Origin of the sequence: Aequorivita marina, assembly GCF_031631895.2 — a bacterium.
GTDB lineage: Bacteria > Bacteroidota > Bacteroidia > Flavobacteriales > Flavobacteriaceae > Aequorivita > Aequorivita marina.
In genome coordinates, this window is sequence record NZ_JAVMBW020000015.1 from 38,113 (window position 1) to 56,467 (window position 18,355).

The following is an 18,355-nucleotide window of genomic DNA, read 5'->3' on the forward strand; positions in this document are numbered from 1 at the left end:
AATATGAAAATCCCCGGCTTAAACGTGCGGGGATTTTCAATTAACTAACCAACCAAATTATGAAAAATCATCACTTTTTCACATTGGTTTGGTCGTAGTATAAACAAGTAACTTACGTTGTGTGTCAGTAGTTTATGTTAAACATTTCTTATAAAACCATTAAATTACAACCGCGAATATCACTGGAGTCAAAACGCCCGAGAACTTCAAATGTTCCATTGTTATAGGTTTTTCCTAAATCTTGTGTTGCAATAAAAGAACAGGAGTATATATTCGCGAGATCAATTACGTTTATACCACCGGTTTTTCCAGAAATATACGAAAACGCATCTTCCGTATCGCGTGTTAATATTTTCATCCAGGGCGGGCAGGAGAAAATACCATCTCCCGAAGAATAGGCTTGCGAAAGGAGCTCGGTCATGCCATATTCGCTGTGTATTTTTTCAACGCCAAAGCCATTCTTTAAAATAGTGTGAAGCTCTTCTTTTATCATTTCTTTTCGGCGTCCTTTCATACCACCCGTTTCCATGACCATGGTGTTGGTTAGCTTAAATTTTCTTTTTTCAATTAAATCTAACAAGGCGTACGAAACACCAATAAGTAATACTTTTTTGCCTTCGGCCTCCAGTTTGTCAAGTTTTGCAATCAAAACATCTATTTCATCTAAATAAAAACCGCTGTTTGGATTTTGGCTGTTTTTAATTAAGTTTTCAACCATATAGATTAATGAAGAGCCTTCCCGTTCTAAGTAGGAAGGAAGTAGGGCCAGAACAACCAAATTAGAAGGTTTGCCATATTCTTTTTTAAAGGTAGCTTGAAAGCTTTCCTCATAAATAGAAGTTTTGGCTACGTAATGCTTGCTGGTAACACTTCCGGTTGTTCCGCTGCTTGTAAAACAAACATCTTCAGAAAAACCGTTAGCCAATATTTTATGACTTTTAAAAAATTGGATTGGCAAAAAGGGAATTTGTAATACCTTGGTTACTTGCGTAGGATTTATATTTAAAAGTTTACAGAAATCGCTGTACACCGAAACATTTTCATATTGAAAACGAAATATTTCAAGCGCTAAGCGTTCAAAATCTTCATCAGAATTAATGTTGAATATTTCCTTTTCGAGCATGCTTTAAGTTATGAAATTTAACTTCAAAAGTACTTAAATAAAAAGAGCTCCTGCAGCAGCAGAAGCTCTAAAATCCAATTATTATGGGATGGATTATTGAACAATTAATTTTTTAGTGGCAGTGACTTCTTCTTGAATTATTTTTAAGATATAAACTCCACTATTAAGATGTGAAATATCTAGTTTTTCGCCATTAAGTAAAGCCCAAAATACTTGCTTTCCTAAGACATCATAAATCGTTATTTTTTTTGCACCTGTTATACTTGAAGTAATGTGAATATAACCATTAGTGGTTGGGTTTGGATAGATGTTATAATCAGCCTTGGCTTGCTCTTGTACGTTAACAAGGCCATCAAATAAGATGTTGTCAAACCAAAACGACTCTGAGCTGGCATTGTTTCTTCCCGTAATAACCAATTGAACAATTGTATTTGGTAATAGCGTAGCAGTTGCATTTTGCCATTCAAGTTTATACTCACCACTTGCTGCATCAAAAGGAACAAACTCATCTAGATCAGTGCCTGTGGAGTCAAAAAGGTCAATCTCGGTATTGTTGGTAAGGTCTTTTGTGTAGATTCGTAACCGGTCGTGTCCTGACTCATTAATGCTTCCATCGCCTTCATAGTTTCCATTTTCGGGATTGCTATTTATCGATAAAAGAAAATCTAAAGATACTGCTGGATTTAGAACTCCTGTTAAATCTACTGGATCAAATTCCAGAATATAATTACCATCGGTATCGTTCATTCGGTATCCATTGGAGCCATCAGTATAAAACACATCTGACGAAGGTTTTGTTTTAGTAACCCCAACATAATCTCCATCAGTAGATCCATTGCTTGGAGTGTCATAAGGCTCATACGAGGCTAGGAAACCCAATTCCTGATCTATAAGGGTGTAATTTACAAGCGGCTCATCTACATTGTTAATCAGACTGTGAGCCACATTTGGATCTCCCGTGTCGGTATATTTACCTGAAAAAGTCTCTGGTTCTTCAAAACTAGTTCCTGCAATCTGCGAAAATGAAGCTGCGCCAATTAAGAGCACCGTAAGTAAAGTAATTTTTTTCATGGCAGGTGTTTTAAGGTTAGTTCAAAGTAAATATAATCAATTAAATTGACATAAACCACTGACTTATAATAAATTATAGGTTTATTCAAAAATTAATTATTTTTAAATGGCGTTTGTGTTTGTATGTTAAGCCAAGGTTATCTTATGGTTAACAATGCGCGTACAACACATTTGCTGCGGTTAAATAATAGTATCTTTGAAAAGCAATAACGATGCAGTTTATATATGAAGAAAAAACACACCACCATTTTACTGGTAGATGACGAGCCAGACATTCTTGAAATTATCCGTTACAATTTGGCTTCTGAAGGCTATAGGGTGGAGACGGCGGAAAACGGTCTTGAAGCCATAGAACAAGCAACTAAACTAAAGCCGCAATTAATAATTATGGATGTCATGATGCCAGAAATGGATGGTATTGAAGCATGCGAAAAAATAAGGAACCTTCCGGCACTTTCAGAAACCATTATTACTTTTTTAACCGCTAGAGGTGAAGATTTTTCACAAATGGCCGGTTTTGAAGCTGGTGCAGACGATTATATAACCAAACCCATAAGGCCGAAAGTTTTAGTGAGTAAAGTGAAGGCACTCCTTAGGCGGTTTAAGGGAGGTGCAACGGAAAACACCATAAATCATGGAGATTTACTCATAAACCGAGAAGAATATAAAGTATTGCTCGCCAATGAAGAAATGGTTTTGCCTCGAAAAGAATTTGAACTTTTGGCGCTTCTGGCTTCAAAACCAGGAAAAGTGTTTAAACGCGACGATATTCTGGATAGCATTTGGGGTAACGATGTGGTTGTAGGTGGTAGAACCATAGACGTACACATCAGAAAACTTAGGGAGAAGCTGGGAGACGATAAGTTTAAGACCGTAAAAGGTGTTGGCTATAAGTTTGTAGTGTAAATATAATGGGGTTTATAAAAAAATATCGATTTGCTGCTTCCACTTCCTTATTAATAGCGACGGTGTCCACATTGGTAATGGGGCTTTTTTTATACCTGGTTTTTCAAATAACAACCCTTTGGTTGCTGCTTTTATTTGTCTTGCAATTGCTACTAACCTTCTTTATTCTTCAGTACCGCATTGAGAAATTCATTTATCTAAAAATCAAAAAAATATACAAAGATGTTCGGATTTTAAGGGAAAGAGATTTTCCTAAACCAGCAGTGACTACAGATATGGATGTGCTTACCCGAGAGGTTGAGCACTATGTAAATGTTAAAAAAACAGAAATTGAAACCTTAAACGTACGCGAAAACTATAGAAAGGAATTTATGGGTAATGTTTCGCATGAGCTTAAAACGCCACTTTTTACAGTTCAAAGCTATGTTTTAACGCTCCTGGACGGTGCTATGAAGGATAAAACGGTGCGAAAAGAATACCTGAGAAGGGCCAGTAAAGGGGTAGAAAGACTTATATATATTGTCAATGAATTAGACATGATAGCGAAACTAGAAGTTGGCGGACTTGTTTTAAATAAAGAGCGTTTTGATATTATTGACTTGGTTCAGAATATTTTTGATTTGCTTGAAATGAAGGCGGTAAAAAAGAATATTTCCTTGGTTTTTGATAAGGAATATAAGGATGGAGTTATGGTATATGCAGACCGTGAGCGAATTGAGCAAGTATTAACAAACTTAGTGGTAAATTCTATTAAATACGGAAAACGAGACGGCACCACCGAGGTGAGTATTGAGAGTATGGTTAAAAATAAAGTCCTCATACGGGTGACCGATAATGGCGAGGGCGTTTTAGATGAAAATCTGCCCCGTGTATTTGAACGGTTTTACCGCGTAGATAAAAGTGGATCGCGAAAAGAAGGTGGCAGCGGGCTTGGGCTGTCCATCGTAAAGCATATTGTAGAGGCTCATAACGAAAAAATATATGTTGAAAGCCAGTTTGGCGTGGGTTCAGAATTCTCTTTTACCCTTGAAAAGAGTGAATAACTCAGAAAAGTCAACCGGTTTTGTGCCTACGGAACCTAAACCTTTATAGGCGGTGAGCTTATCGAGGTCATCTAACTGTAGTTCTTGTTGTTTGGCATATGGAGCCAGCCCTAATTTCTCTAAATATACTGCCAAATATTCTTGCTCATACTGTCCGGGTGTTGGAATAAAAAAAGCTTTTTTGCCAAGCATAGTTAAATCCATTATCGTGGTATAGCCCGATCTGCAAATAACAAGCTCGGTTTTGTTTAAGGTTTCTTCAAGTTCTGGGCTTGTCATGTAATTTACGATTTCAATATTTCCGAAAGTGGTCCATTTTTGATTGGCTTCAACTTTTCCTTGAACCATTACAACACGCTTTTCACTGTTTTTAAACAGGGGTTTTAACGTTTCTTCCAAAGCGGTGCGTTGCGGCTCTGGCCCCGAAATTAAAATCAAAATACTTATGCTTTGTGGAATTTTCCGTTTTTCCATTCGGCTTAAAATGTCAATATATTTTATGGGTAAATCGCTCTTTGTAACGTGTCCAAGTTTCCCGCTGAGGTTGTTGTGAGAATCTTCGGTGTCTGGAACCCAACACCTATCAAATTTCCTTATGATGCGCTGATGCATTTTGCTGCTAAAGAACGTAGTACTTCCTGTTAGTACATTTAATTGATGCGTAATATATACTGAAGGAATTCGCTTGTTATGAACACCAAATCTGTTGTCGCTAATGATACCCTGGATTTTATTTTCTGAAACGAGCCTTTCCACTATTTTTTCTTCGGAAGCAATTGTTTTTCTTATTTGAGAAACCTGAAGTAGTATTTTCCACTTAAAAAGGTTTCCATTTTTCGGGTATGTTATGTTATAAGAAGGCAGTTCGACAGTTTCCAATAGCGGAAATTCCTTCCGAAGCAAGTGCAGCGCAGCTCCATCTGAAGCTAATAATACCTTAAAGCCCTGGGTTTGCAAGGCGCGAATTATAGGGATGCATCGCGTTGCATGGCCCAGACCCCAGTGTAAGGGTGCAACGAGTACAGTTTTTGGCTTCGGCATAAAAACAAAGGTAGCAATAATTGGTGTCGGCGTATATTTCCTTAAATTTACCGCGTCAAAAAAACGAAATACACGTTTTATGTAAGTATTTCGAAATATAAACAGAGTCCCGATGAAAAGCGGGATTAAACCTTGAAGAAAACCTGTGGGAAGTAAAAATAAATTAAGACGCTTTAAAGAAAACGAAACATTTGCTAATGTTGTACAGCCTTCACGGGAGGAAGTTTTTGACAATTCCTTAAAGCTAAAAGGAAATTGGCGTAAAAATTTCTTTAAAAATGATAATCCGCTAGTGTTAGAGCTAGGATGTGGTAAAGGGGAATATTCCGTCAACCTAGCTAAGGCATACCCCAATGTAAATTTCTTGGGCATAGATATTAAAGGTGCTCGATTTTGGAGAGGAGCAAAAACAGCCTTAGAGGAAGACCTTAATAATGTTGGCTTTTTACGCACCCAGATTGAATTAGTAGACCATCTTTTTGATGAGAACGAAGTTGATGAAATTTGGATAACCTTCCCAGATCCGCAGATTAAGTACAAACGCACCAAGCACAGGTTGACAAACGAGGAGTTTCTGGAAAAATATAGAAAGATTCTAAAACCTGATGGGGTGGTACACCTTAAAACCGACAGCGAATTTATGCATGGCTACACTCTTGGCCTGTTGCACGGATTAAGGGAAACGATTGAATATGCACATCACGATGTCTATGGCAGTGACGGATCGCCAGAGGCAGTTACCAATATTCAAACCTTTTATGAAAATCAATATTTAGAGACGGGTAAAAAAATCACCTATATCCGCTTTAAGTTTCGTAAGCAATAATTTAAGTATATTCACACAATCAAACTCGCTCCATGGCCGTACTTTTTAACTTCTTTATAGGTTTTTTTGGAGCTTTTATAGGTGTGCTTCCGCCCGGTTTGATAAATATGTATGCAGCAAAAATAAGTATGAAAGAAGGCCGAAAACGCGCCTTTCTTTTCGCTATTGGAGTTTGTATAACAGTAATGCTCCAAACTTTGGTTGCATTTCTTTTTGCCGAATATATTGGCAAACATCCCGAGATTGTCAGTATGCTTCAAAAAGTGGCTTTAGGTATTTTTATAAGCCTTACCATTTATTTTATATTCATTGCAAAGGATACGCGTAGGGAAATTAAGGACCGAAGCGAAAACTCAAAAAAGAATCGTTTCTTTTTAGGCATTTTCATTGCCATGCTCAATCTGTTGCCGCTGCCATACTGGATGTATCTAAGCATTACGTTTTCCGCTTTTGGCATGTTTACTTTTGCTCAACCGGCACTTTGGGTTGCAGTAATTGCCTCGGGTATGGGTACTTATGCCAGCTTGGCGCTATACGTGCAGTTTTTCAGGCCTAAAGAACATTCTAAAAAGCTAAAGCTGAATATGAATTATGTAATAGGAACAATTACCGCAGTAATTTCTATTATTACTTTTCTGAAAATTGTAAAGAATATGTAAGATGGGTAACGATGGTTTTTTTGCAAAGGTCTATGAGGTTACAGAATTGATTCCTTACGGTAGGGTTACCTCTTACGGAGCAATAGCAAAATACCTAGGCGCAGCTAAAAGTGCCCGAATGGTGGGTTGGGCCTTAAACGGAAGTAATAAGGAAAATGTTCCTGCCCATAGAGTTGTAAATAGAAAAGGTATGCTCACTGGAAAGCATCATTTTCAAGGCACTAACCTAATGCAGCAACTCTTAGAGAATGAAGGGGTAGAAGTGGTGGAAAACCAAGTTCAGGATTTTGACAAACACTTTTGGGACCCGATGAAAGAGTTGTAAAAGGTCTAAAATAATTCGAAATCTTTTTGCTGAGGTTCTTAGTCTACTATATCAGGAATTTATTTCCTAGTTCTTCAAAAATTCACAAATAGTACGATAAAATCTTGGCAGCACTTATGCCGTCTTTCTCATAGCTTCTGAATACTAATTTTAGTATATTTGCACTTTAGAATGAATCTAAATATCACAATATATAATGAGTATTTCAAAACAAAATGTCCTAAAAGCTCTTGAAACCATTACTGTTTCGGGCGAAGGGAAAAATATGGTAGATAGCGGTGCGGTTCAGAATGTAGTAACTTTTGCCGATGAAATAATTGTAGATTTAAAGCTTGCTACGCCAGCACTTCATATAAAGAAGCGGGCTGAGGCAGATGTTAAAAAAGCCATCCAGGAAAACGTAGATGCCAAAGCTAAGGTGAAGGTAAATATAAAGGTAGAAGCTCCTGCAAAACCGCAAAACCCGAATTTAATAAAAGGGAAACCCATTAAAGGAATCCAAAACATAATAGCTGTTGCTTCCGGAAAAGGAGGGGTAGGAAAATCTACAGTAACGGCAAACTTAGCTGTATCACTGTCTAAAATGGGCTTTAAGGTAGGTATCTTAGATGCCGATATTTATGGACCTTCAATTCCTATAATGTTTGATGTTGCCAAGGAAAAGCCACTTTCTATCAATGAAGGTGGAAAAAGCAAAATGAAACCCATTGAAAATCATGGGGTAAAAGTGCTTTCTATTGGTTTCTTCACACAGCCAGATCAAGCTGTAATTTGGCGTGGCCCAATGGCTGCTAAAGCGCTAAACCAACTTATTTTTGATGCGGCTTGGGGTGAACTTGATTTTATGTTAATAGACTTGCCTCCAGGAACGGGTGATATTCACTTAAGTATTATGCAATCCTTACCAATTACCGGATCGGTTGTGGTAAGTACGCCTCAAAATGTGGCCTTGGCCGATGCTAGAAAAGGAGTAGCCATGTTCCGTCAGGAAAACATCGATGTCCCTGTATTGGGAATTATTGAAAACATGTCTTATTTTACACCAGAAGAGCTTCCGGAGAATAAATATTATATCTTTGGAAAAGAAGGGGCAAAGCATTTAGCAGAAGACCTTAATGTTCCATTTTTGGGCGAGGTTCCATTGGTACAAAGCATTCGTGAATCTGGTGATGTGGGGAGACCAGCAGCATTGCAGACTGCTACCCAAACTGAAGCGGCTTTTGAAGAAATTACCAGAAACGTAGTGGCAGAAACCGTTCGCAGAAATGAGAATATTCCACCTACTGAAGCTATAAAAATTACCACAATGGCAGGTTGCAGCGCCGTAAATAAATAATATGACAACGCAGGAATTAACAACAAAAGTAGAGCAAGCATTGGACGAGATACGTCCGTTTTTGCAGAATGATGGAGGCGACATCTCACTAATCTCAATTGATGATGATAAGGTAGTTAAGGTTCAGTTGCTTGGTGCCTGCGTAGGATGTTCAGTAAACCAAATGACTTTGAAAAGTGGGGTAGAAATGACTATAAAAAAGTATGCCCCACAGATTGAACGCGTGGTAAATATTTCATAATAATGACAAGGGTCATTTATCCGTAGATCAAATACCACTAATTTTGAACTTGAATTTAGAGCGAGTCTTCTATGATTGAAACAGATATACTCATAATAGGTGCGGGGCCAACTGGTCTTTTTACCGTTTTTGAGGCAGGATTACTTAAATTAAAATGCCACTTAATTGATGCGTTGCCTCAAGCTGGCGGTCAGTTAACTGAAATTTATCCTAAAAAGCCCATCTATGATATTCCGGGATTTCCAGATGTGTTGGCGGGTGATCTTGTGGATAATTTAATGAAACAGATAGAACCCTTCAGTCCTGGCTTTACACTTGGAGAACGGGCAGATACTATTGAAAAGCTAAATGATGGTTCATTTATAGTTACTACAGATAAAGGTACAAAACACCATGCTCCAATAGTTGCTATTGCTGGTGGCTTGGGAAGTTTTGAACCACGGAAACCCCCAATTACCAATATTGCCGATTTTGAGGATAAAGGGGTAGAGTACATTATTCGCAACCCAGAAATGTATCGCAATAAAAATGTTGTTATTTCTGGCGGTGGTGACTCCGCTCTGGATTGGAGCATTTTTTTAACTGAAGTTGCCAAGAGTGTTACGCTAATTCATCGTAGAAATGAATTCAGAGGTGCCTTAGATAGCGTTGATAAAGTACAAGAACTCAAAAATTTAGGCAAAATTGAATTGATTACCCCAGCCGAAGTGGTTGGTTTGGTAGGAAGTGATAATCTGGAAGAAGTAGTAATTAAACGCGGTGCCGAAGTGTTTAATCGGGAGTGCGATCATTTTATACCCTTATTTGGTCTGTCACCAAAACTAGGTCCCATAGCAGATTGGGGACTGGAAATTGAGAAAAATGCAATTAAAGTGGATAATACTTTAGATTATCAAACTAATATTCCCGGTATTTATGCCATTGGCGACGTAAATACTTACCCGGGAAAATTAAAGTTGATTCTCTGTGGTTTCCATGAGGCTACCTTAATGTGCCAAAGTGCTTATCAGCGTATTTATCCTGATAAACGTTACGTGATGAAATATACAACCGTTGGTGGCGTACAAGGTTTTGATGGAAGTAAAAAAGAGGCTCCAAAAGCCGTTGTTAAAACTATTGATTAAAAAACTGCTAAGCTTTTAAACATACCAATTGCTAACTTTACATGAAAGACATAAAGATAAGCATCATTGATCGTGAAGGTGTAAAACACCAAGTTGACGCTCCAACCGATATGAACATGAACATAATGGAGGTAGTTCGCTCTTATGAACTTGCTCCAGAAGGAACCATTGGCGTTTGCGGCGGAATGGCAATGTGCGCTTCATGCCAATGCTATGTGGAAAGCGACCATGAACTTCCCGAAATGAGTTATGATGAAGATCTAATGCTTGCTGAAGCTTTTAACGTCAAGGATAATAGCCGCCTTAGTTGCCAGATATTTGTACAGCAAGAGCTTGACGGCCTTGAGATTGAACTAGCCCCCGAAGTCTAATAGATACCTTAAAACATTCCTATCCAAAATATTTATCCTGCTTATTTTTTCGATTGATAAAAAAACCCTTCGTCTCCACTCAGGATAAACCAAGCCAATAATCCCGTACAGCTGTCGGGACTAGACTTACAAATTTTTCTCTAAATTTTTCGTTCGCCCTCTAAATTTCAGGAACTCGCTTTTAAAAACCAGTCCTTCGATGACTATCTTTATTGGATCAAACCCGTCCGTACCGAGCCGGGCAGACAGCCTAAAATTTTACGCTAAATCTTCGATAGGCCAAAAATTAGGCGTTTTTAATTATAACCCTTAAGATATTTATATAATTTCTAAAACCTAATTATACACGCTTTCAAAGATTGCCTTATGAGCGTTTAGGACGCTATTGACCTTAAAATTATTTCAAAAAAAATTTAACTTTTATTTGTATTTAGTCTAAATAAATTACTTTTGCCCTCTAATTTAATATAATGAAGAGACTAATATTGTCACTCACGCTATTAGTAGGAGGGAGTTTATGCTCACAAACTGTAACGGATTCCGTTTCAGTTGCACAATTAAAGCGGGAGATAAAACAAGAGTTAAGAGCGGAGCTAAAAGCAGATAGCAATCTTCAAAAAAGGCCTGTCTTTAGTTTTAAAAACTTCACACTAAAGGGTTTTGGAGCCGTTAATTATTATCACTACAACTTTGATACAGATCCTTCTTTAAAAGATAAGATAGACGCCGAACGCCTGAACTTATATCTAGGTTATTCTTTTTCAGACAAAATCAGTTTAAAGACTGAAATTGAATTTGAACACGGTGGTACCGGAGCTTCTATTGGGTATGATACGCAGGAAGAATTTGGCGAGTTTGAACAGGAAATAGAAAAAGGAGGTTCGGTAAAACTAGAGCAAATATATATAGACTTTAAGATTGCGCCTTACTTCAACGTTCGTGCCGGACGGATGAAAGTGCATTTTGGGCTAAGTCAAACTTTAGACGAACCTACGGCATATTTTACAAGCTATCGCCCAGAAATGGAGAACGAAATTCTACCCTTGGGCTGGTATGAAAATGGAGTTCAGTTCTACGGGCGCTTTGCAAAACGATTTTCCTATGAAGCTTCTATCGTCAGTGGTCTGGATGCCTCTGGGTTTTCGTCACGTGGCTGGATAAAAAACGGATATCAGCAACGTTTTGAAATGTCAACTGCAGAATCTTTTGCATTTGCAGGACGCCTAGACTATCATTTTGGTACACACGACGATACGTTTGTTGGTGTTTCTGGATATATTAATGACGCTTCTGCCAATCGCCCTAAAAATGATATGGAGAACAGTGCTTATGTAACTTTAGTTGAAGGCCATGTTAGCTATAACGAAAAAAATCTTCGCTTTAATGCCGTTGCCTTATATGGTAACCTGGAAAATTCAAATATCGTTTCTAAGAAAAATGCCAATCTATCTAATAATTTGGGAGTAAAACGCACACCTGTTGGTAAAAATGCCTTTGGGTTTTCTGCCGAAGTAGGTTATAATATCCTGCCCCTGCTTGTCAGCAATTCAAATCAGATGCTATATCCTTTTCTTCGGTACGATTATTATGATACCATGCAAGATGTTGAGGGAGCAATTATTAAGAACCCTCGCTGGCAACGCAGTGCTATAACCGGTGGTGTAAACTGGTTTGTGCATCCACAGATTGTGGTTAAGGCGCATTATTCCGATCGTAGATTAGGATCAGAAAATTACAATCCTACAACGCTTAAATTCACGGGTAAAAAACAACACGAAAAAACGTTTTCCGCCGGAATTGGCTTTAAATTTTAAACCTTTCAAAATAAACAATAAATAAATCAACATGAAAAAATCAATTTTAATAATCACCTTGGCAACTATATTACCTTTCGGGTTTACCAGTTGCAGCGATAACGATGCACCTGAAGAAAACCAGGATAATACCAATAACCTTTATAGCAAGGTGTTAAAAGACCTTTCTTTAGGTGTTATTACAGAAACCTATAATGAACTTTATATCAACTCAATTGCTTTAGAAGAGGCCGCAAACGCTATGAGTGTAGGAGATCAAGCTGCACTGGATAATGCAAAAGCTAAATGGCAAAATACGCGTGCCCCTTGGGAAGAATCAGAAGGTTTTCTATACGGTCCTGTAGATACCGAAGGAATTGACCCTGCAATAGACTCTTGGCCCGTTGATGTAAATGCCATAAATAATGTTTTAAACAGTGGCAACCCCATAACGCAAGGACTACTTGATAGTAATAACGAAGCGCGAGGCTTTCATACGCTGGAGTATTTTTTCTGGGGCTTAGATGGTAGCAAAACTGCTTCTCAACTTACCAATCGTGAAATAGAGTATATACAAGCAGCTGCTTCAGATTTACGTTCAAAAACGGAACAGTTATACTTTGGATGGTTGCCTTCTCAAGCAAATTTTGCTGCAAACTTTATTAATGCAGGTGAAAGCGGATCTGTTTATACTTCAAAGGTAAATGCACTTTCAGAAATTGCTGAAGGCGTTACAATTATTGCAGATGAAGTTGCTAACGGAAAAATAGAAGAGCCACTCAATGGTAACAATGGAGGGCCAAAGCCAGAAGCTGAAGAATCTCGTTTTAGCAATAATTCTAAATTAGACTTTGCGAACAACATTCGCAGTATTGAACATATCTATTTGGGCAATTTCAATGGGGTGCAAGGTAATGGGCTCAGTGCTATTGTCAACGTGGAAAACCCTAATCTTGATGGTGAAATTAAAAGTGCTATTACCGAAGCAATTATTGCTATTGAAGCAATTCCGGGCACTTTTACCCAAGCAATTGAAAATAATCGTGCCGAAGTTGAGTTTGCACAGGCTAAAGTGTTGGCGCTACTCATCAAACTGCAATCGGAATTGGAGCCGCTTGTCTCAAATTTAGATTAATAACCCCATACAACGGGCTACTAGTTTTTGGTGGCCCGTATATTTAACTTTCTTTGAAAATGAAGCCTTATTGTTTAAGCCTACTGGTATTGACCTTTCTCTTTGCATCTTGTACTAAAGATAATGATGCGGTGTATGAGCCTTCCCCAGACTTACAAGAACGTTTGCTTGCAGGTGGAGAGACTACGGTTTTCTTAGCTTCAAGTAACGCGTTCAGTTCGCCAGCTTCAAATCTTTCGGGTTCCCAGTTAGATTTTCATTTAGATGGTGACTTTCAGTTTGAAACCGTTTTTGTTACTGCGCCGGCACCTGTAAATAGCGGCGTTGGGCCAATTTTCAATAATTCTTCCTGTATTGGCTGCCACCCTAAAGACGGCCGTAGTGCTTTTCCTACAGATATAAATGCTTTAAGCGGCTTCTTTTTAAGGGCTAGCATGCCAGGCATAGGTAATAATAATGCTCCAATTCCGGTTCCAGGCTTTGGAGAACAAATTCAGAACCAGGCTATTTTTGGGTTTGAGCCAGAGGCAAAATTTCATGTAAGTTTTTCACCAATTGTAGAAACATTTGCTGACGGCACGCAAGTTACGCTTCAAAAACCTACGTATTCCCTGATAGATACCTATATTCCATTTCCGGCAGAAGCTCAACTTTCACCGCGTTTGGCATCACCAGTGTTCGGACTAGGGCTCTTAGAAGCCATTCCAGAGTATTATATTTTGAGTAATGAAGATGTAAATGACGCTGATGGCGATGGAATTTCTGGAAAGGCTAATTATGTATATGAAAATGCTAGTGGGCAAGTAAAATTGGGTCGGTTTGGTTGGAAAGCAAATACGGCTTCAGTTATGGAGCAGTGTGCGGGGGCTTATACCCACGATATGGGGGTAACAAACCCTGTTTTTCCATTTGAAACTGGTTACGGACAATCAAATGGCGATGATGGATTAAATGATGATGCCGAAATATCGCAAGATTTGTTAGATGAGGTAACTTTTTACTGTCAAACATTGGGCGTTCCTGCACCTCGAAATATAGATGATGATGCCGTGAAGCGTGGCGCTGAACTATTTGAGCAGTTGGAATGTGCGAAATGTCACATTCCTAAAATGATTTCTGGTGATTTCTCAGTTGCTGCGGTTGCCAATCAAACCTTTTATCCATATACTGATATGTTGCTGCATGATATGGGCGAGGGTCTAGCAGATAACCGTGACGATTTTCTGGCAAATGGAAGAGAATGGAGAACAAAAGCGTTATGGGGAATTGGCCTAACTCAGGTTGTAAACGGACATACCAATTTTCTTCACGACGGAAGAGCTAAAAATGTAACCGAAGCTATATTGTGGCACGGAGGGGAAGCTGAAAATGCTAAAAACAAATTCAAGAATCTTTCTGCTTTAGACAGGGAAGATTTATTGAAGTTTATCAATTCATTATAGTCACTTCCGAATTACTTTAATGGGATTTTGTAAAAATTAAGTTATACATAAAAAACAAACCTCACAGGCTTTAAAACCTGTGAGGTTTGTTTTTTTGAAAGATAATTTTTTTTATGAAATTTACTTAAAAGCATTTAAGCCTGTAACATCCAATCCAGTAATTAATAAGTGGATGTCGTGCGTGCCTTCATAAGTAATAACGCTTTCCAGATTCATGGAATGGCGCATAATACTGTATTCGCCGGTAATTCCCATTCCGCCTAGCATTTGCCGTGCCTCTCTAGCAATGTTAATAGCCATATCTACGTTGTTTCGTTTTGCCATAGATATTTGAGCGCTGGTTGCAGTTCCTGCGTTTCGCATTACACCCACACGCCACGCCAATAACTGCGCTTTGGTGATTTCGGTAATCATTTCGGCAAGTTTTTTCTGCTGCAGTTGGAACTGACCAATTGGCTTTCCAAACTGCTCTCTTTCCTTGGAGTAGCGTAATGCAGTGTCATAGCAATCCATAGCGGCACCTATAGCTCCCCATGCAATTCCATAACGTGCAGAATCTAAACATCCAAGTGGCGCGCCCAAACCAGATTTATTAGGCAATAAGTTTTCCTTCGGAACTTTGACGTCGTCAAAAATAAGCTCTCCAGTTGCCGATGCGCGAAGCGACCATTTATTATGAGTTTCAGGTGTAGAGAAACCTTCCATACCGCGTTCCACGATCAAGCCGTGGATTCGTCCTTCTTCATTCTTGGCCCATACCACTGCAACTTGGGCAAATGGTGCGTTACTAATCCACATTTTAGCTCCGTTTAAAAGATAATGGTCGCCCATATCTTTAAAGTTGGTGGTCATACCGCCTGGGTTACTTCCGTGGTCAGGTTCAGTTAAACCAAAACACCCCATCCACTCACCAGAAGCTAACTTCGGTAAGTATTTTTTGCGTTGTTCCTCGTTACCGTATTTGTAGATTGGGTACATTACCAAAGAAGATTGTACTGAAGCCGTGCTTCTAACGCCACTATCGCCACGTTCAATCTCCTGCATAATCAAGCCATAAGATATTTGGTCAAGACCAGCCCCGCCATATTCTTCGGGAATGTAGGGCCCAAAAGCACCAATTTCGGCAAGACCGCCAATAATTTGTTCTGGAAATTCCGCTTTTTGGGCATATTCCTCTATAATGGGAGATACGTCTCGCTTTACCCAGTCGCGGGCAGCTTGGCGTACTAACTTGTGTTCGTCTGAAAGTAACTCATCTAGATTGTAATAATCTGGAGCCTCAAATAAATCTGTTTTCATGTGTAATTAATTTATAGGAATACAAATGTAGAGATCGTAGGCTGATTCACCTAAGTTTTACGAAAAAATGATATATCGAAATACATTTTTTTTAGTGGTTATTCTTTCAGAAGCAGTCTTTTTTGTAAAAACCATTTACTTATTCCGAAATAGTAATACAATCTGATCTTTTTAAAACTTCTTTTCTTCCACCTGACTTTATGTTTTATGAAGACTTTAACTTTCGCCTTTATAGATTTCAAACAGCTTATAAGTCAATTCCAGAATTGATATCTAGAGCATTCTCTCTAAGAAACTCGGTATTTTGACGATAATTTAAGAATTCAGCCGTTTTTTAGTGATTATTATAAATGGAAAAATTATTGTAATCAATATATTTGGCATCCTAAAGAAGCGATTTTATGAAAAAATTAATACTATTAATTCTTTTATTCATACCAATATTTTTGTTTTCCCAGCAAAGTGTTCCTATTGAAGAGTACTTGCAATTTAACGGTCGTTATGAATTTACTGCCTTTGGAAACACTCTAAATATTGAGGAAAATGGCTTGTTTGGACCGTGTACGATATTAACGGAAAGCAGCGCAGATTTTCAATTAGAAGCCAATCAAACCTTTGTTTCTGCACAGTTATATTGGGCCGGTTCAGGGACTGGCGATTTTGATGTAAAACTAAATGGAAACGATGTATCTGCTGATCGCACTTTTGCATTAACCGCTAGTTCTTCTGGGCTTGATTATTTTTCTGCCCACGCAGATGTTACAGATCTTGTAAATCAAATTGGAGAGGGCACATATACATTGTCAGATCTTGACTTAACAGGAGTCATTGGTCCCTATTGTGGTGGTGGTACAAACTTTGGAGGCTGGGCAATTATCGTTATCTATCAACAGCCTGATTTACTCCTAAACCAAATAACGCTTTTTGATGGTCTGGACTATGTTGATATAAACCAGAATAATATAAATATCACTTTAGACAACATTAGTGCAGCCACAGATGTAGCCGCTAAAGTAGGTTTCTTGGCTTGGGAAGGAGATGCCGGTATCTCGTTTAACGAAAGCCTTAGGCTTAATGGTACTTTGATTGATAACCCGCCATTAAACCCTGGTAACAATGCTTTTAATAGCACAAATAGTTATACCAATTCCTTTGATTTATATAATATGGATTTGGATTACTACGATCTTCAAGGATTAGATATTATACAGCCTGGAGACAGTCAAATAGATATTCAACTAAGTTCTGGACAGGACTTTATAATGGTGAATAATATTGTAGTAAGTGTAAATTCTGAATTGCCAGACGCAACCATAACTATTGACAACCTTGGGGTGCTCTGTCAAGATCGAAATATTGAAGTAGATTATACAGTTGCAAATATCAACAGTACAGCTGTCTTACCAGCAAATGTTCCCATTGCGTTTTATGCCGATGCGGTTTTAATAGGACAGGCACAAACTCTTAATGATATCCCGATAGATGGTACTGAAAGTGGTACAGTCAATTTGAATATACCGGTAGGAACTCCTCAAGTTTTTAATTTAATAGCAGTCGTTGACGATGATGGTACAGGAAATGGAACTGTTCTGGAAACCAACGAAGACAATAATAAATTTGTACAGGAAATAGATTTGTCTGAACAAGGCCTACAAATATTAGGTGATAATGAGAGCTGCGAGGGGGAAACCGTAACCTTAACCGCAAACTTTAATGATTTTGATACTTATAATTGGTTCCTTGATGGAAACTCAATAGGAGGAAGCACGCCAACTATTGATGTTACGCAATCAGGAAATTATACCGTTAGCGGAACTATAGCAGCTTGTTTTGTTGAGGAATCCCCTGCATTTACTGTTACTTTTAATCCACAACCCGTTGCTAATACGCCTGAAGATCTTTTTAGATGTGACAACGGAACGCAATCTAATGTTTTTGATCTTACCCAAAATGATACCAACGTTTTAGGAGGGCAGAATCCAGCGCTTTTTGAGGTGAAATACTTTACGAGTGAAGCAGACAGTGAGAATAATTTTAATGCTATTCCAACGCCTGGAGCATATCCTATTGCGGGCGCTTCGCCAGAGACTATTTATGTTCGTATTCACGATAGGGCGCAAGAGATGTGTTATGATCTTGAACAGTTCCAGGTTTATTATACGCTGGTTCAGGCTGGAACTGTCCCGCCAATCTCATTTTGTGACCTTGATGAGAATGGTGATGAAATTATAAATCTTTCTGCTGAATTTGATGATTTTGTTCTCGACGGACAAAATGCTGTAGATTTCACTATTACGTATCACAATTCTCAGAATGATGCTGAAACTGGTGCTAATCCATTACCAAACCTTTATACCGTTCCAGTTCCTGGGGAAACAATTTTTATTAGAATTGAACCTGTGATAGATAGTGGCTGTTATGATACTACCACAGTTGAGGTTACAATAGACACTCCCCCCACGATCAACCCCACCCCAGACCCCTTAATCGCCTGCGACGACGACAGCAATGGTTTTACAGACTTCTTCTTGCACACCGCAGACGATGACATTACCGGTGGCGACCCCACCCTTACGGTCACCTATCACTACACCGAGCTTGACGCCCGTACCGACGAGGG

Annotated in this window: 17 protein-coding genes; 13 read left to right on the plus strand and 4 right to left on the minus strand. The window is 38.6% G+C overall.

Going from position 1 to position 18,355, the window contains the following annotated elements:
- Positions 1 to 148 precede the first annotated feature (148 nt).
- On the minus strand, positions 149 to 1,123 hold the full coding sequence (locus tag QPK98_RS13950; protein WP_310994081.1) for a LuxE/PaaK family acyltransferase: 975 nt from the start codon (positions 1,121 to 1,123) through the stop codon (positions 149 to 151).
- A gap of 93 nt (positions 1,124 to 1,216) precedes the next feature.
- The gene (locus QPK98_RS13955) at positions 1,217 to 2,194 is read right to left on the minus strand and encodes a T9SS type A sorting domain-containing protein (protein WP_310994082.1); all 978 of its coding nucleotides are present in this window, start codon (positions 2,192 to 2,194) and stop codon (positions 1,217 to 1,219) included.
- A gap of 225 nt (positions 2,195 to 2,419) precedes the next feature.
- On the opposite strand from QPK98_RS13955, the gene QPK98_RS13960 reads away from it, so the two are divergent.
- Complete coding sequence (locus QPK98_RS13960) at positions 2,420 to 3,100, plus strand: response regulator transcription factor (protein ID WP_310994083.1); 681 nt, start codon at positions 2,420 to 2,422, stop codon at positions 3,098 to 3,100.
- Positions 3,101 to 3,105: 5 nt separating this feature from the next.
- Positions 3,106 to 4,143, plus strand: a complete 1,038-nt coding sequence (locus QPK98_RS13965) for a sensor histidine kinase (RefSeq protein ID WP_310994084.1) — start codon at positions 3,106 to 3,108, stop codon at positions 4,141 to 4,143.
- On the opposite strand, the gene QPK98_RS13970 is transcribed toward QPK98_RS13965, so the two are convergent.
- Positions 4,108 to 5,184 (minus strand): glycosyltransferase, encoded by a 1,077-nt coding sequence (locus QPK98_RS13970; RefSeq protein ID WP_310994085.1) that lies wholly within the window; start codon positions 5,182 to 5,184, stop codon positions 4,108 to 4,110. The two genes, QPK98_RS13965 and QPK98_RS13970, sit on opposite strands and share 36 nt — an antisense overlap.
- A 145-nt stretch (positions 5,185 to 5,329) precedes the next feature.
- Here QPK98_RS13970 and trmB point away from each other — a divergent pair, with 145 nt between their 5' ends.
- The 10 genes from trmB (at position 5,330) to QPK98_RS14020 (ending at position 14,436) form a co-directional block, all read left to right on the plus strand.
- Positions 5,330 to 6,010 carry a tRNA (guanosine(46)-N7)-methyltransferase TrmB gene (gene trmB / locus QPK98_RS13975; protein WP_310994086.1) on the plus strand — a complete coding sequence of 227 codons (681 nt, stop codon included), beginning with the start codon at positions 5,330 to 5,332 and terminating at the stop codon, positions 6,008 to 6,010.
- A 32-nt stretch (positions 6,011 to 6,042) separates the two neighbouring features.
- A complete protein-coding gene (locus tag QPK98_RS13980; protein WP_310994087.1) occupies positions 6,043 to 6,669 on the plus strand; it encodes a lysine transporter LysE in 627 nt (208 codons plus the stop codon).
- Position 6,670: 1 nt separating this feature from the next.
- Positions 6,671 to 6,994 (plus strand): MGMT family protein, encoded by a 324-nt coding sequence (locus QPK98_RS13985; protein WP_310994088.1) that lies wholly within the window; start codon positions 6,671 to 6,673, stop codon positions 6,992 to 6,994.
- Between the two features lie 196 nt (positions 6,995 to 7,190).
- Positions 7,191 to 8,330, plus strand: coding sequence for an Mrp/NBP35 family ATP-binding protein (locus QPK98_RS13990; protein ID WP_310994089.1), 1,140 nt, complete (start codon positions 7,191 to 7,193; stop codon positions 8,328 to 8,330).
- Between the two features lies 1 nt (position 8,331).
- The gene (locus QPK98_RS13995; protein WP_310994090.1) at positions 8,332 to 8,571 is read left to right on the plus strand and encodes a NifU family protein; all 240 of its coding nucleotides are present in this window, start codon (positions 8,332 to 8,334) and stop codon (positions 8,569 to 8,571) included.
- A gap of 71 nt (positions 8,572 to 8,642) precedes the next feature.
- Positions 8,643 to 9,695 (plus strand): NAD(P)/FAD-dependent oxidoreductase, encoded by a 1,053-nt coding sequence (locus QPK98_RS14000; protein ID WP_310994091.1) that lies wholly within the window; start codon positions 8,643 to 8,645, stop codon positions 9,693 to 9,695.
- A gap of 41 nt (positions 9,696 to 9,736) precedes the next feature.
- Complete coding sequence (locus QPK98_RS14005; RefSeq protein ID WP_310994092.1) at positions 9,737 to 10,066, plus strand: 2Fe-2S iron-sulfur cluster-binding protein; 330 nt, start codon at positions 9,737 to 9,739, stop codon at positions 10,064 to 10,066.
- Positions 10,067 to 10,536: 470 nt separating this feature from the next.
- Positions 10,537 to 11,880 carry a porin gene (locus QPK98_RS14010; RefSeq protein WP_310994093.1) on the plus strand — a complete coding sequence of 448 codons (1,344 nt, stop codon included), beginning with the start codon at positions 10,537 to 10,539 and terminating at the stop codon, positions 11,878 to 11,880.
- Between the two features lie 31 nt (positions 11,881 to 11,911).
- Positions 11,912 to 12,994, plus strand: a complete 1,083-nt coding sequence (locus QPK98_RS14015; protein WP_310994094.1) for an imelysin family protein — start codon at positions 11,912 to 11,914, stop codon at positions 12,992 to 12,994.
- A gap of 59 nt (positions 12,995 to 13,053) precedes the next feature.
- Positions 13,054 to 14,436 (plus strand): di-heme oxidoreductase family protein, encoded by a 1,383-nt coding sequence (locus tag QPK98_RS14020; protein ID WP_310994095.1) that lies wholly within the window; start codon positions 13,054 to 13,056, stop codon positions 14,434 to 14,436.
- A 120-nt stretch (positions 14,437 to 14,556) separates the two neighbouring features.
- Here QPK98_RS14020 and QPK98_RS14025 read toward each other — a convergent pair whose 3' ends face one another.
- Positions 14,557 to 15,735 (minus strand): acyl-CoA dehydrogenase family protein, encoded by a 1,179-nt coding sequence (locus tag QPK98_RS14025; protein ID WP_310994096.1) that lies wholly within the window; start codon positions 15,733 to 15,735, stop codon positions 14,557 to 14,559.
- Positions 15,736 to 16,136: 401 nt separating this feature from the next.
- Between QPK98_RS14025 and QPK98_RS14030 the strand changes: the two genes are divergently transcribed.
- The coding region (locus QPK98_RS14030; protein WP_310994097.1) for an FIDD domain-containing protein at positions 16,137 to 18,355 on the plus strand (2,219 nt) is incomplete at its 3' end.